This is a genomic window from Pannus brasiliensis CCIBt3594 (assembly GCF_036688125.1).
Lineage (GTDB): Bacteria > Cyanobacteriota > Cyanobacteriia > Cyanobacteriales > Microcystaceae > Pannus > Pannus brasiliensis.
In genome coordinates this window covers 233,899-248,538 of record NZ_JBAFSM010000001.1, presented here as the reverse complement: position 1 = coordinate 248,538, position 14,640 = coordinate 233,899, and the positions used below count along the sequence as shown (strand labels likewise).

Annotated in this window: 12 protein-coding genes and 1 pseudogene; 5 read left to right on the top strand and 8 right to left on the bottom strand. The window is 53.1% G+C overall.

Annotated elements, in window-relative coordinates:
- Nucleotides 1-336: biotin/lipoyl-containing protein (locus V0288_RS01250; protein WP_332863176.1), on the bottom strand; the 336-nt coding region annotated here is incomplete at its 3' end.
- A gap of 182 nt (nt 337-518) precedes the next feature.
- Between V0288_RS01250 and V0288_RS01245 the strand changes: the two genes are divergently transcribed.
- Both V0288_RS01245 and ilvB read left to right on the top strand, forming a co-directional pair.
- Nucleotides 519-893, top strand: coding sequence for a group I truncated hemoglobin (locus tag V0288_RS01245; protein ID WP_332863175.1), 375 nt, complete (start codon nt 519-521; stop codon nt 891-893).
- A 450-nt stretch (nt 894-1,343) separates the two neighbouring features.
- On the top strand, nt 1,344-3,203 hold the full coding sequence (gene ilvB / locus V0288_RS01240; protein WP_332863174.1) for a biosynthetic-type acetolactate synthase large subunit: 1,860 nt from the start codon (nt 1,344-1,346) through the stop codon (nt 3,201-3,203).
- 273 nt (nt 3,204-3,476) lie between these two features.
- Here ilvB and V0288_RS01235 read toward each other — a convergent pair whose 3' ends face one another.
- Nucleotides 3,477-3,755, bottom strand: a complete 279-nt coding sequence (locus V0288_RS01235; RefSeq protein WP_332863173.1) for a hypothetical protein — start codon at nt 3,753-3,755, stop codon at nt 3,477-3,479.
- Between the two features lie 42 nt (nt 3,756-3,797).
- Nucleotides 3,798-4,673, bottom strand: a complete 876-nt coding sequence (locus V0288_RS01230; RefSeq protein ID WP_332863172.1) for a 3'(2'),5'-bisphosphate nucleotidase CysQ family protein — start codon at nt 4,671-4,673, stop codon at nt 3,798-3,800.
- Nucleotides 4,674-5,012: 339 nt separating this feature from the next.
- Here V0288_RS01230 and V0288_RS01225 point away from each other — a divergent pair, with 339 nt between their 5' ends.
- Complete coding sequence (locus V0288_RS01225; protein WP_332863171.1) at nt 5,013-6,827, top strand: ABC transporter ATP-binding protein; 1,815 nt, start codon at nt 5,013-5,015, stop codon at nt 6,825-6,827.
- A gap of 84 nt (nt 6,828-6,911) precedes the next feature.
- Entirely contained in the window at nt 6,912-7,283 is a 372-nt protein-coding gene (locus V0288_RS01220) for a hypothetical protein (protein ID WP_332863170.1), read from the top strand.
- A gap of 131 nt (nt 7,284-7,414) precedes the next feature.
- On the opposite strand, the gene V0288_RS25030 is transcribed toward V0288_RS01220, so the two are convergent.
- The 5 genes and pseudogenes from V0288_RS25030 to hpnA all read right to left on the bottom strand — a co-directional run bounded on the left by V0288_RS25030 (nt 7,415) and on the right by hpnA (nt 12,266).
- A complete protein-coding gene (locus tag V0288_RS25030) occupies nt 7,415-7,789 on the bottom strand; it encodes a helix-turn-helix domain-containing transcriptional regulator (protein ID WP_422661858.1) in 375 nt (124 codons plus the stop codon).
- A gap of 14 nt (nt 7,790-7,803) precedes the next feature.
- The gene (locus tag V0288_RS01215) at nt 7,804-8,997 is read right to left on the bottom strand and encodes a Coenzyme F420 hydrogenase/dehydrogenase, beta subunit C-terminal domain (RefSeq protein ID WP_332863169.1); all 1,194 of its coding nucleotides are present in this window, start codon (nt 8,995-8,997) and stop codon (nt 7,804-7,806) included.
- 152 nt (nt 8,998-9,149) lie between these two features.
- Nucleotides 9,150-9,951: pseudogene (locus V0288_RS01205) on the bottom strand (Rpn family recombination-promoting nuclease/putative transposase).
- A 101-nt stretch (nt 9,952-10,052) separates the two neighbouring features.
- Entirely contained in the window at nt 10,053-11,102 is a 1,050-nt protein-coding gene (locus V0288_RS01200; RefSeq protein WP_332863167.1) for a Rieske 2Fe-2S domain-containing protein, read from the bottom strand.
- A 183-nt stretch (nt 11,103-11,285) separates the two neighbouring features.
- Complete coding sequence (hpnA, locus tag V0288_RS01195) at nt 11,286-12,266, bottom strand: hopanoid-associated sugar epimerase (protein WP_332863166.1); 981 nt, start codon at nt 12,264-12,266, stop codon at nt 11,286-11,288.
- Between the two features lie 298 nt (nt 12,267-12,564).
- On the opposite strand from hpnA, the gene thiO reads away from it, so the two are divergent.
- Entirely contained in the window at nt 12,565-14,493 is a 1,929-nt protein-coding gene (gene thiO / locus V0288_RS25025) for a glycine oxidase ThiO (protein WP_422661857.1), read from the top strand.
- Nucleotides 14,494-14,640 lie beyond the last annotated feature (147 nt).

Genomic DNA, 14,640 nt, shown 5'->3' with positions numbered 1-14,640 from the left:
GACGGGTTCGGGGGCGGTCGGCGCGGGCGCGGGTGTGGCTACGGGCGCGGCGGCGGCGGGCGCTTTCGCCTGGGATTTGGCGGTCTCGATCTCGGCCTCGGTTTCGGCGATCAGGGCGATCGGTTCGCCGACGGGGGCTTCCTGTCCCGCCTCGACGAGGATCACGGCGAGATAGCCATCATAAAACGATTCCACGTCCATGTCGGCTTTATCGGATTCGACCACTAAGACCGTTTCCCCCTTACTGACTTTATCGCCGGGGGCTTTTACCCAGGAGACGATTTTTCCTTCGGTCATGGTGGAACTGAGGGCGGGCATGAAGATGTCTCGAATCATGGTCTGGTCTATCTCTGTGTACGTTTTGAGCCAAGGGGCATTTTACCACGATCGACGGGGGCTAACGGCTCGATTCCTCGGTATGGGCGGGATTCGATCGCGAGAAAAGTATTAAAAAACAACGGGTAAGGGGGTTCGGTTTGTACAATGTAGATTGTTTGATCGTTCTGTCGAGGCAAGCGATGGCTACTTTATTCGAGCAATTGGGTGGAAAAGACGCGGTTGATTTAGCGGTCGATAAATTCTACGATCGAGTTCTCAACGACGAACGGATCAATCGATTTTTCGTCAACGTGGACATGGCCAAGCAGAGACGGCATCAAAAAGCTTTCCTAACCTACGTTTTCGGCGGTAGCGAGGGCTACGACGGGCGTTCTCTACGAAATGCCCACAAGCGTCTCGTCGAAGAGATGGGACTTCAGAGCGAACACTTCGACGCGGTGATCGAGGATCTGGTGTTAACCCTACAAGAGATCGGGGTTCCCGATGAACTGATCGGGCGGGTCGGGGAAATAGCGAACACCACCGAGACGAAAAAAGAGGTTCTGAACCAATAAACCAAAAGCGAGCCGTAGGGTGGGTTAGCGAAGCGTAACCCACCAAGAAACAGGAACGGGATCAAATCGCTCGAAAAAACGTTTATATCGCGATTTATCTGCCGCAATTCTCGACATACCCGATTTTAAGATTGGTAAAACCCGCGGTCGGTGAAAAATCTAGCCGGGAGCGATCGATCCTCCCGCCGATACATCCTCGATCGCTTTTGTCAAGAAATCCGTAAATGGGAGAGGGGATCGATCGACCCTGATACCGGCGATCGATCCTTGCCATGACCGTGACCCGCGCTAGGGAAGGGCGGGATTTTTCACGGGACCGGGGCTAGTATAAAAAGGTTAGATACAATACACTAAATGAATAAAGGTATCAGTTTCGCCACTATCACTGTTGCATCATAAGCGACAAAAATTATCTTTCATCCTATCTCTGAAAATTGGACGGTTTGCCCTGTGGTTTCCTCTATTCCCAAACCCAACCCCACCATTACAACGGTTCCCCAGCGCTGTACCGGCGCTTACGCCTTGATGGATAGCCTCAAGCGTCACGGTGTCAAGCACATTTTCGGTTATCCCGGGGGCGCGATCCTGCCGATTTACGACGAACTCTATCGCTTCGAGCAGAGAGGGGAACTGCAACACATCCTCGTCCGGCACGAACAGGCCGCCGCTCACGCCGCCGACGCTTACGCCCGCGCCACCGGGAAAGTGGGAGTCTGTTTCGGGACCTCGGGGCCGGGGGCGACCAACCTCGTCACGGGGATCGCCAACGCGCACATGGATTCGATCCCGATGGTGATTATTACCGGTCAGGTCAGCCGGGCGGCGATCGGTTCGGACGCGTTCCAGGAAACGGATATTTACGGGATCACCCTTCCCGTCGTCAAACATTCCTACGTCGCCCGGAGCGCGTCGGAAGTGGCCCGCATTATCGCCGAGGCGTTCCATATCGCGGGTACGGGACGGCCGGGGCCGGTGTTGGTGGATATCCCGAAGGATGTGGGTTTGGAGGAATGCGATTACGTTCCGATCGAACCCGGTGACGTGAAACTCGCGGGCTACCGTCCCACCGTCAAGGGAAATTACCGTCAGATCGAGGCCGCGCTACACCTGATCGACGTGGCGGAAAAACCGTTACTGTATGTCGGGGGCGGGGCGATCGCTTCTAACGCCCACGCTCAGATCACCGAGTTCGCGGAACGGTTCCAACTGCCAGTGACGACGACTTTGATGGGGATCGGCGCGTTCGACGAACACCACGCGCTCTCGGTGGGGATGCTGGGAATGCACGGAACCGCCTACGCGAATTTCGCCGTGACCGAGTGCGATCTGCTGATCGCGGTGGGCGCTCGTTTCGATGACCGGGTGACGGGTAAACTGGACGAGTTCGCCACGAGAGCGAAGGTGATCCACATCGATATCGACCCGGCGGAAGTGGGCAAAAACCGCGCCCCGGATGTACCGATCGTCGGCGATGTGCGTCAGGTTCTCGAACAGTTACTGCACAAGGCGCGGGAGTTGGATTACCCGACCGATGCCAAGAGAACTCGGGCCTGGTTGGAACGGATCGATCGCTGGCGCCACGATTACCCGTTAGAGGTTCCCCGTCCGGAGGGCAAACTTTCGCCCCAGGAAGTAATCGTCGAGGTGGGCCGTCAAGCCCCCCACGCTTACTACACGACCGATGTGGGTCAACATCAGATGTGGGCGGCGCAATTCCTCAAAAACGGGCCGCGTCGCTGGATTTCGAGCGCGGGTCTGGGAACGATGGGCTTCGGTTTACCGGCCGCGATGGGCGCGAAGGTGGCGGTTCCCAACGAGGAGGTTATCTGTATCAGTGGCGACGCGAGTTTCCAGATGAATTTACAGGAGTTGGGAACGCTGACGCAGTTCGGGATTAATGCCAAGACGATTATTGTCAATAACGGTTGGCAGGGAATGGTTCGTCAGTGGCAGGAAGCGTTCTACGGCGAGCGGTATTCTAATTCCAACATGGAAACGGGCGCGCCGGATTTTGAACTGCTGGCACAGGCTTACGGGATCAAGGGAATTACCATCCGCACCCGCGAGGAACTGCCGGGGAAAATCGCCGAGATGTTAGCCCACGACGGCCCGGTGTTGGTGAACGCGATCGTTAGCCGCGACGAGAACTGTTACCCGATGGTCGCGCCCGGTCAGAGTAACGCGAGAATGCTCGGCTTACCGAAACCGGCGAATCTTTCGGGAGAGTGTCAATCGATTACTTGTCCCAGTTGCGGCGCGAGTAGTCCGGCGACTCACAAGTTCTGCCCGGAATGCGGCGCGAAGTTCTAGATACATTTAGTTAATTCTGTCAACCCCCGTTAGAGATAGCGGGGGTTTTCAAATAAACCTTTCCGTTCTAGCCGTGGCCGCTTTTAATTCCGTCTCGACTAATAGACCTCCTGCAAAAATCAAAAATTTCTGGTTGGGACGGGAGCCAGGAGTCAGGAGTCAGGAGTCAGGAGGAGAAAGGAGGACTAAAGAGAGTATAAAAGTATAAGACGTGAACTTTCCGCTCTTTTTTTTTGAAATCGTAAGTTTCTAGTTGAATTTAACTTTCGATCCTTACTTTTGCAGGAAGTCTAATTTATCTAGTTCCGCTTGCTGTTCGGGCGATACAGTTTGTCCGCGATCTCTGGCCGATCGCCACAAACTCATCAACTCTGACAATCGTTCCTGTTGTTCGGCTGTAAAAAACGAGTCGGGTTGAAAGTTTCGGATAACTAATAAGGCGCTGAATTCGGTTTCTCCTAACCGGGCGGTTAACGCGTCGAGTGCCTGTCCCGCGGTTTTGCCCGTAGAGAATTTATCCGGTGGCGATCGCGCGATAGGATTTCTCTCCATTTTCGTCAGATACGGGCAGAATAGATACGTTTAGCATAATTTTTAACTTTTACTATCGATCTCTTCCAAAATCTCCGTCGCCATCCGACATAATTCGTCGTGACAGTGACCGTTACTCGCCATGATGCCACCCCACTGACAGACATCGCCGCGATTGTAGCGAACCGGAGTCCCGTCGAAATAGGTGAATTTTCCGCCGGCTTCGGTGAGAATCAACTCCGGCGCGGCGAAATCCCAGTCTTTCGCGGCGGATTTCCCGGAGAGGGAGATATAGACATCGGATCGATGTTCGAGGATGGTGGAAATCTTACAGCCGACGCTACCGACGTAATTCTGTCCTTTAAACGGTAAACGGGCTAATAACGCGTCGAAACGGCGATCGCGATGGGTTCGACTGGCGACGAGATAGAGATCTTCGATTCGTTCCCGATGGGAAACTTGTAACGGGGTGACGGTTCCATCGGCGGCCTCGACGTGGGTTCCCTGTCCTTTCGCGGCGAAATAGAGTTTTTCCGCTTCGGGAACGGCGACGACGGCGATAATCGGTCTTCCTTGATAACAGAGGGCGATATGGAGCGCGTATTCGCCCGTTTTCTCGATAAAATCCCGCGTTCCGTCGAGGGGGTCGATAATCCAGACGAGATCGCCGGCGATCGGTTCACTGCCCTGATGGGTTTCCTCGCTGAGATAGCCGAATTTTTCCTCGCCGAAGGTGGCCTGTAATTTTTCGAGAATATAGTGATTCGCCGCGATATCCGCCGCGGTCACGGGGCCATCTTTTTTATCCTCGTTCACCGTTAGATTCTTTTCCCCCCGGTAGTACGATCGCAGGATTTTCGCCGCGCCGCGACCGACCGCGCGCGTCACGTCTAGAATGCGATCGAGGGTTCTGTTATCCGGAATCTCTAGGTTCGTCATGGATCTGGCCCGTTTTTTACACTCAAATCATCCTATCAGGGGATGGGGAGAGTCGGGAGATGGGGGAGGTAGGAGGGGTGAGGGAGGTGAGGGATTTGTAATACGGGTTTTTGCTCGATCGATATTCTGGTTTTGAAATTTAGATTTAATAAGGGTTCTGGGAATCGATTTTTTAAGTCCGCCAGCTTTTGTAGTATTGTAGTATAATCGAGATTCGTGAAGACGGTTGTATTGTGGAAAGCCGCGAGGTTAAGAAGTTGGGAAAGGTCAATACGCGACCGTTTCCCCCTGCCTCCTGCCTTCTGCCTCCGTTGACTGTTGAACAATGATAGGGCGATCATGGCTTCTTTACGGGATGTACTCGGATATTACCGCAATTATCGAAAAGCCGTCTTTTTGAGTGTTGGGGCTTCGAGTGTATTTGAACTTCTCGATCTAATGGTTCCCTACGCGGTCGGGCAGATTCTGAACCTTCTCTCGAATCAGCCGTTAGACGGGTTCGCTCGGTTATTGGTCGATCGAACGATGGCGATCGCTCCCTCGTTCCCGGAAAAATGGGTTAGTTTGGGCGTATTGTTGGGTTTAATCTGTCTGGCAACGGTGATCAAAGCGCCGGTTCAACCGTGGATCGGTGCTTGGTTTCACTGGGATATCGCCCTTCGCACGCGTCGGGATCACTTACGGAATATCGTCGCTAAAATTCTCACGTTACCCCTATCTTTCTACGACGAGAATAACCCCGGACGTATCGCCAACCGCATCGCGAAAGGGATTGAAGGGCATACTTGGACGTATCCGGAAGTATCGGGAATCTTGATCCCGAAGTTATTCCGGGTGTTCGGGATTTTCGTGATTCTCGTGTTTATCGAGTGGCGAATCGCCTTAGCTTTCCTGCTTTCTTTCGTGTTAATTCTCTATTTCAGTTTACGGAAACTCCGGCGTTTGATGGGGAAAGAAAGAATTCTCGACAAACACATGGAGAATACCCACAGTCGTACTTCGGAGATTATCACCAATATCAAGACGGTGAAAGCTTTCGCGACCGAGGGACAGGAATTCGATCGCCAGGAAGAGCGTTTAAACCGCGAATTAAACTACGTGATCTATCGCATCCATAAGGGATACGTGGATTTGATCGCGTGGCAGAAAACCGTCGTTCAGGGCTGTTTATTCGGGATTTTCGCGATAACACTGCTCGCGACGGTGCGGGGAGAGATCTCGATCGGCTACTTCATCACCACCTATACTCTCGTCAGTATGGCCTACGCGGAACTCGAACCGCTCTCCCAAACCGCGGAAATTTGCGCGCGTCGGTACGCGTCGATGATCCGTCTCCACGAGTTCATGAAGCAACCGAGCGGGACGGACGCGGGAAGTCTTCTCGTCGATCACCCGCGAAGCAATCCCTACCGTTTTACCGGGAAAGTAGAATTCTCGCGTTTGAGTTTCGGCTATGACGCGGATCGAAGAATTCTCCAGGAGATTAACCTATTGATCGAACCTTATCAGACGGTGGCCCTGGTCGGTCGATCGGGATCGGGAAAATCCACGCTCGTTAAATTACTCTTCCGTTATTTCGATCCGACGGAGGGAAAAATTCTCATCGACGGGGAGGATATCCGTACCCTGGATGTTACTTGGTATCGGAAACGTTTGGCGATCGTCCATCAGGAAGTGGATGTTTTTAACGGGACGGTTTTGGAAAATCTAACTTATGGAAATCCGTCGGTTTCCTTCGATACAGTGCGGGAAGCTTGCGAGATCGCCCGTGTCGAGGAGTTTATCCACGAATTACCCCGCGGTTACGCGACGATCGTCGGGGAAAGGGGTGTCCGTCTCTCGGGAGGACAACGGCAACGTTTAGGAATCGCGCGCGCGTTGATCGCCGATCCCGATGTGTTGGTGTTCGATGAAGCCACTTCTAGCCTCGATTACGAGTCGGAGAGAGCGATTCAACTCGCGATGCGATCGATCCTCGGAACCCGTACCACCATTATCATCGCGCACCGTCTCAGTACCGTTCGCGAGGCCGATAAAATCGTCGTTCTCGATAACGGTCGCGTTGTCGAGGTGGGTAATCACGAGGAATTATTAACCCGTCCCGGAATCTATCAACGTCTCCATTCCCTACAGGAAAGCGGTGAATTAATGTGATCGACTCCATAATCAAGATATTCCCCCACGCGACGGACATCGGTGGGGGAAGAAAAATCAAACCTAATACTAGGAGTCTAACAAATGACAGCCGTTACTGAAAATGACCTCAAAAGGCTGGAAGATTTAATTATCTCCCGATTTAGCTCGATCGAGAACAGTATCGGAGAACTCAAGCAAGACGTGAAAGCGTTACAGGAAGGTCAAAAAGCGTTAGAGGTCGGTCAAGCGGAAATCGTTAAATCGGTAGAGGTTAATAAGGTAGAGCTTAAAGGCGAGATAAAAACTCTAGAGGCGAAAATCGACGGTTTTAACGAGCGGAGTAAGTCGATCGATAAAATTCCCGACCTCGCGGAGAAAATCGGCGAGTTGAAAAACTGGCGATCGATCGCCATCTCGATCCTCGGTGCGGTTGCCGGCCCGATCGCCTGGAATTCGATGGTAAACAATCCTTAAAATTGAAAAGCCCTTGGGAGTCTGTCCGTGTTTCGACCCCAAAGGCTTTTCAAATTTTTCCTCACACCACACTTTTTCTTAGTTCAATTCCTGAACTGTTTCTATAATAGGCCGGGGGTCACTCTTTCGGATCATCCGATCGGACGGTTTTTTTTTTGGCACAGTCCGGATCGAGCGAGCGACACGGGAGGTCGGCCGATTTCCCCCCGAAGTAGATTAGCGAAGACTCGCGAGGTAGATACGGGGGGAGCGATCGAGATTTGGAATCCGAGAGCGGAAATTATCCGATAAACGATCGAAAAATCAGGATTTCTAGACTCCGAAAGTTCTCGATCGAGATTTTCTTCCCCTAGATCGGTTTCTCGCGTAACCCGGAGAATATTTTTCAGCGCGAGGAGAAATTCTTCCGGAGAACCGTCGCGGAGAGCGTCGTCGAGATAGAGAGCGGCATACTCCGGATCTCGCGGATCGCGGGCAAAAATTCCGTGTATATCGTTCAGCTTCATTTTTTTCCCGGCTTTTATTCCGGTAACTTATACTGATCGACGATTTTCTTCGCGTAGTCGGGAACTTGCGCGTTCAGTTTTTCCGGATAGTTGCGTTTGAGGTAGAGATAGTTACGGGTAAAGTGGGAATCGATCGAGAAACGCGCGTATTCTAACCCCTTCGGGCCGATTTTCTCGATTACCACGCCCATCATTTTCGCGGCCCACATGGGAAGGGTGACACCTTTATCGTAAGCGGGAATACTATTTTGTACGGCTTGCTTTCTGTCCCCGCTAGACATCACCGGTTGTGTGTGCAATTGCTCGCGCACCACCTCTAACATCTCCTCTCCCGTCTCGTTGCGGACGACAATCCACTGCCAGCCGAAAGGCGCGCCCATATAGCCTACCACCAGATCGGCGAGCGAGTTGACATAATCGAAACAGGTCATACAGGAAGGCGCGAACACGTCTTTTAACTGGTTCGTTTTCAAACCGAAGAAGGGAACCAGTTCGATCGATCCGTCCTCGTGTTTGAAATGAACGCGGAAATCCTGCATGAATTCGTAATGAACCACCGTATCCGGGGATTTACTCGTGGTTTTCAGGAATTTATCCAATCCCTCGCGGGTGACGTTATCGACGCAGGGAGTCCCCAAGACGTAGAGTTTTTCTAAGCCTAACTGTTTTTCCACCGATCGCAGAGCCTGGATCTGACAGCCGACCCCGATTACCAAGAGCCGTTTCATTCCCGATTTTTCGATCTCCTCTAAAACCGACAGATTGGGCGAGAGCGTCGGTTTATTCACCCTAGCGCTCAGAATTTCCTCGGTAGTCCGCGCCAGAATCGGCCGGGGTTGAAAACGGTCTTCCGAACTATTACTGACACAGACAACGCCCTCTACCATGCCGCGGGTGAGCATCTCGCAGGCGATCGAACTAACGATACCGGTCCACTGCGCTCCCTCGATCGGTTGTTTTTTCTTCGCGGCCATCATCGATCGATGGACTCCGAAGTAAATATCGTCCGCGTTATCGAGATCTCGACTTCTCCCGTGCGCTTCTTCCTCTAATTCGGCGATCTGCTGGTTTAGGAACGCGCAAGCTTCCTTGACATAATGAACATAATAGGTATCGCATAACCCGCACTCGCTACACAATTCTTTCGCGGGACGACGGCTATTCGGTTTCAAGGCTCTAGCTTTCTTGTGCGGCGCGAGGGAAGTCATGGGGAAAAGGGGATATTAAAAGGGTTTCGCGGTTCGATCGTTTATTTTACCCCGTCGATCGAACCCTAGACAAGCCGAGATCGACCCGTTCGCGTCCACCAAGCTAGAGAGCGCTAATTTTCCTAACTCCCCGCCCTTTACCGCTAAAAACTTTAATTATTGTCGCTCCCGTCTCCCGATTGTAATTCCTCGATAGTTACGGGGGATAAATCGGTTAATCGGGCGACCTCCTGAATCGAAAAACCGGCGGATAGCATTTTCAGGGCGATTTGTCGGGCTTTCTCTTCTTTACCCTCCTCTCTGCCTTCCTCTCTGCCCTCCTCTCTGCCTTCCTCCAAAATATCTTGATAGATCACGGATTCTCTCATAATGTCACTCCGAAGAATTTTTTCGATCGACTCCCGATTCAATACTAACCCGGCGAGAATACTGGTGGCGGCGGCGAGATTGCTTCGCGCCCGTTGTTCCGGTAGATTTTCTAGAACGGGAGACCTGACTTAAAACCTGTTCCGGATCGTCGGTATCGCTGAGTACGGCGAAGGGTAATAAGCCCGGATTCTCGAAAAATTGCGGCGTATTTTGTTCCCAAAGACGGATGACTTGAAAAGAATGGAAAGTATCTTCCAGTCGAAAACTATTCTCTCGCACTAGCGGGGAATTATTCCGTCGTAAATAAATGACTACCTGACGCATTCGCTTTCGGGGATGACGACGGTAGACCCGGACGCGATAATCGAGCATACGGAAGGGTATATCGGGGTCGGGGTCGGTTTGAAACTCGGTATGTAAAACTAATTGTTCGGATTGCAAGAAAATCAGAGAATCGGCGCGAATCGGTTCTACTTGTAATTCCGTCGGGTCGAGGACGGTTAAAGAAACGGGAGAACCCAATAACCAAGTCGCTAGATCTTCGGAGAAGTTTTCGGCGATAAATTTACAAATATTATCGAACATCGCGAGGGATTACTTTCCGTTTCTCCTAGGATAGCGTCGATCGCCGGCGTTGACCCGATCGATCCGCGGTAACTATAACCGATAACAGTTATTTTATAATTTCAACTCCGCCAGCGTAACACGCGTGTCTGGACGGGATTGACGAACTCGCGATTTTCGGCGCGGGATCTCTCGTATTCCTGTTTCAATCGGAAATACCATTTCGCCTGGGTATCGGCATCATCGATCAACATTAACGCGGGATCGTAACTCAATCCCTCCTGTTGTTTGATCACCACGTCGCGATCTTGATCGAGGAAACGGATCGAGAGATAACGTAAGAGTGGGGTTACAGGAGCGAGCCACGGGATCGTATAGTAGAGACTCTGATGAACCTCGCATTGATTTTCGTCGATCGGGGTGATGGCGGTAAAGGCGCAGGCTTGATGTCGATCGCCCCGTAGTATTTCTGTACGCACCGAGGGCAGTTGGAAGACGATCTCGATCGAAACCTGATTTCCCAACAGTTTATAGGGTTTCGCGCTGACCGGCATCTCGTAGGGCGCGAGTCGGAAACCCATCGGGACGGGTTCATAGGTTTTTTCCTTCACCCGGAATTTTCGCGGGCCGCTACGCCACCACCAAGAAGTATGCACGTAGGGGCCGTGCGCGGGGTCCATCAATCCGATAACCGCGTGGTCGATATGACAGTTAAAAACGAGGGTTTCCGCGATTTTCGGGGTCATTTTGCCGAAATCGGGAATCGTCGGGACGGGCGGTAAATTCTCGGGATTAATCTCGCCTTTGGTCTCGGAGGGGATAAAAACCCAGATATGTCCCTGAATCTCGCGACAGGGATAGCTTCTCACGCCGATTCTCCCGATATCGAGGGTATCGTGTTCGGTGAGAGAAGGGATTTCGGAACATTTCCCGTCACCGGTGTTAAATTTCCAACCGTGATAGCAACAGCAAACCCCGTCCCCTTCAATCCATCCGTGATGGAGGGGGATTCCCCGGTGGGGACAGATATCCCGCAGGGCGAACACTTCCCCGTCGGCGCGTCTACCGACTAAAATCGGTTCACCGAGCATTTTCTTACCGATCAGTTGGCCGGGTTTCAGTTTGTGCGAGGGGGTGGCCACGTACCAAAAGTCTCGAAGTAAGCTGGACATATCGTTTATCCGCGGGGACTAGAGAACCGTTCTCGATCCTATCATTCGATCTTGTTACCCGTATAGAAGCCGTTCGCGGGCGCTAGGTTTCCGGAAAGGGTTTTCTATCTCCGGGAAAGTAACGGGAAAAACCATCTTCTCCCTAATAGATCTCTGGCGAAAGTTATTCACATCTATCTACTATTAACGTTGTAAATCTCGATCGAACCAATCTACCGCGTCTTGTAAGGCGATCGAGATCGGCGATCGGGGTAAACCCAATTCCCGAAACGCTTTCGACGGATCGTAATACATTTTTTGTTTCGACATTCTCACCCCGTCGAGAGGGACCGAGGGAGTTTTTCCGAGAGGAGCGAGAATTTTTTCATCGACCCACGCGACGATCTGGGGAATCCAGACAGGAATCGACATTTTCGGCGCGGGAATTCCCGTGATCTCACTCAATTCTTCTAGTAATTCTTTTAACGACATATTTTGATTTCCTAGAATATATCGTTCCCCCGTTCTGCCTTTTTCTAGGGCTAATAAATGTCCGATCGCCACGTCGCGAACGTCGATAACATTCAATCCCGTGTTCACGTAAGCGGGCATCTGACGACGGAGGAAACGGAGGATAATATCGCCCGTCGGGGTGGGTTTGCTATCGAAAGGCCCGATCGGGGTGCTAGGATTGACGATGACGATATCCTGTCCCGATCGAATCGCTTCCTTCGCCTCTTGTTCCGCGTAATATTTCGATTTTTTATAATGTCCGATTAATTTTTCTACCGGACTTTGATGGGTTTCATCGACACTTCGCCCGTCTTTTCCCACGCCGATCGCCGCGACGGAACTGGTATACACCACCCGTTCCACTCCCGCTTTCCGCGCGGCCGCGAGAAGATTCCGAGTCCCGAGAACGTTCGATTCGTAGAGTTTTTCCCGATCTTTTTGCCAGAGGGAATAATGGGCGGCAACGTGAAATAAAACCGGGCAATCTCGTAGGGAGAGATCGATCTCTGGATCGTTCAAATGTCCCTCGATTAATTCTATCTCTAATCCCCGTAAATTTTGTAAATCGCTTTCGGGACGAACTAACGCCCTTACCTCGTAGCCTCGATCGAGCAATAATCGTACTAGATTCGCCCCGATAAATCCCGTTCCTCCCGTCACAAAAGCGCGCATCTCTCTCCAGAATTAAATAACAACTTTACCGGTCATTGACTATACCTTACTCCATTCGATCGAGAAAGTGGAGAGACCGTAGGGTGGGGAGCGCGAAACGTACCCCACCTTACCCCCCTCACATCCCGAAAGAACCGAAATATGTTTTTAAACCGTGATTTTTCAAGATATTATGCGGTATTTTCCTCCCGTCCCCCGCCTCCGTCCTCCGGTCTCCTACCGACCGCCTCCCGTACAAAATCTCTAGGCGGACGGCTAGAGAGTTAAAATGCTAACAGATAGACGAGAATAGAAAATCATGGATTCGACCGGCGAAATTCTCATTATCGGCGGCGGGATTATCGGACTCTCGATCGCCGTCGATCTCCGGCTACGGGGCGCGAGCGTGACCGTACTGAGCCGCAATAACCGTCAGGCCGCAACGCGCGCGGCCGCCGGAATGTTAGCCCCCCGCGCCGAGGGAATCCCGCCCGGCCCCCTACTCGACCTCTGTTTAAAGTCACGCTGGCTGTACCCGGAATGGATACGCAAACTCGAAGACGTGAGCGGATTGGAGACCGGCTACCGTCCGGGTGGAATTCTCGCGCCCGTCTATGAAGCGCCCGACCCGATCGGGGATAGCGATCGCGTCTGGTTAGATCGATCGATCCTCCCCCACTATCAACCCGGCTTAGGCGACGAGGTGATCGGCGCGTGGTGGTATCCCGAAGACGGTCAGGTGGACAACCGGAAATTATTCCTCGCCCTGCAAAAAACCGCCGAAAAATTGGGCGTGAAAATAGAAGAGGGGATCGAGGTTCGCGAGATCCAACAAAAACAGGGAAAAATCAAGAGCCTTCTGACCTCGCGGGGAGAGATCGAGGCGGGAATCTACGTTCTCGCGGCGGGATCTTGGGCGAGTCAATTGTTACCCCTCCCGGTGTATCCGGTGAAAGGTCAGATGGCGGCGGTGAGAATGCCGGCCGGGGTGAGTCCCTTACAGAGAGTGATTTTCGGGCCGCAGACCTATCTCGTGCCGCGGCAAGAGGGACGGTTAATTATCGGCGCGACCTCGGAAAATGTCGGTTGGCAGACGGGAAACACGCCGCGGGGACTGCAAACCCTGCTCGATCGGGCCACGCGCCTCTATCCCGCGCTCGCGGACTGGGAGATCGAGGAGATCTGGTGGGGATTCCGGCCGGGAACCCCGGATGAATCGCCCCTGTTGGGTATCGCTTCCCCCGAGAATCTCGTGCTGGCGATCGGTCACTATCGTAACGGAATTTTACTCGCGCCCGCGACAGCCTCCGGGATCGCCGATCTGATACTATCTTCTAGGGTCGATCCGCTCCTAGAGCATTTTCGCCCCGATCGCTTCTACCGAAAACCTTTAGCCGCCGTCCCCATGTCTGTAACCGTCTCTAACGCCCCGTCCGCTCCTATTGCCGCGCCGATCGAGCGAGACCCGTTAACGATCGCCGGGAAAACCTTTTCCTCGCGGTTGATGACCGGTACGGGCAAATATCCCGATCTACAGACCACCCGCGATAGTATCGAGGCGAGCGCCTGCGAGATCGTGACCGTGGCGGTGCGCCGGGTACAGACCAACGCGCCCGGTCACGAGGGATTGGCGGAGGCGATCGATTGGTCGAAGATCTGGATGCTCCCCAATACCGCCGGCTGTCAGACCGCGGAGGAAGCGATCCGGGTGGCGCGTCTGGGCCGGGAAATGGCCAAATTGTTAGGACAGGAAGACAATAATTTCATCAAGCTGGAAGTGATTCCCGACGCGAAATATCTCCTACCCGATCCGATCGGGACCCTACAGGCGGCCGAACAGTTAGTTAAAGAGGGGTTCGCGGTACTTCCCTACATCAACGCCGACCCCCTACTGGCGAAACGATTAGAAGAGATCGGGTGCGCGACGGTGATGCCGCTCGGATCGCCGATCGGTTCGGGACAGGGCATTAAAAACGAGGCGAATATCGCGATTATTATCGAATCGGCGAAAATTCCCGTGGTGGTGGACGCGGGCATCGGTACGCCCTCGGAAGCGGCGCGGGCGATGGAAATGGGCGCGGACGCGTTACTGATTAACAGCGCGATCGCCCTCGCGCAAGATCCGGTGAAAATGGCCCGGGCGATGGCGATGGCGGCCGAGGCCGGACGCTTGGCCTACCGGGCGGGACGGATGCCGCTGAAAACCTACGCGAGCGCCAGTTCGCCGCTCACGGGAACGATCGCTTGACCGTTACGCCTCGGACACACCGTTTAGCGAGCCATTCGGGGACGAGCGCCCCGATCGCCCCGCGCCGCGAGTTCGGCAGGGATATGGATTCTCGAAAACCCTCGCTCGATCGGGTATCGAGAACGATCGGAAACAGAGACCGTAGGG

What these genes read in the sequence shown, in the direction of transcription:
- V0288_RS01245 (WP_332863175.1), top strand. Translation starts at nt 519, where the DNA reads ATGGCTACTTTATTCGAGCAATTGGGTGGAAAAGACGCGGTTGATTTA.
- V0288_RS01235 (WP_332863173.1), bottom strand. Translation starts at nt 3,755, where the DNA reads ATGGAGAGAAATCCTATCGCGCGATCGCCACCGGATAAATTCTCTACG.
- V0288_RS01230 (WP_332863172.1), bottom strand. Translation starts at nt 4,673, where the DNA reads ATGACGAACCTAGAGATTCCGGATAACAGAACCCTCGATCGCATTCTA.
- V0288_RS01225 (WP_332863171.1), top strand. Translation starts at nt 5,013, where the DNA reads ATGGCTTCTTTACGGGATGTACTCGGATATTACCGCAATTATCGAAAA.
- V0288_RS01220 (WP_332863170.1), top strand. Translation starts at nt 6,912, where the DNA reads ATGACAGCCGTTACTGAAAATGACCTCAAAAGGCTGGAAGATTTAATT.
- V0288_RS25030 (WP_422661858.1), bottom strand. Translation starts at nt 7,789, where the DNA reads ATGAAGCTGAACGATATACACGGAATTTTTGCCCGCGATCCGCGAGAT.
- V0288_RS01215 (WP_332863169.1), bottom strand. Translation starts at nt 8,997, where the DNA reads ATGACTTCCCTCGCGCCGCACAAGAAAGCTAGAGCCTTGAAACCGAAT.
- V0288_RS01200 (WP_332863167.1), bottom strand. Translation starts at nt 11,102, where the DNA reads ATGTCCAGCTTACTTCGAGACTTTTGGTACGTGGCCACCCCCTCGCAC.
- hpnA (WP_332863166.1), bottom strand. Translation starts at nt 12,266, where the DNA reads ATGCGCGCTTTTGTGACGGGAGGAACGGGATTTATCGGGGCGAATCTA.
- thiO (WP_422661857.1), top strand. Translation starts at nt 12,565, where the DNA reads ATGGATTCGACCGGCGAAATTCTCATTATCGGCGGCGGGATTATCGGA.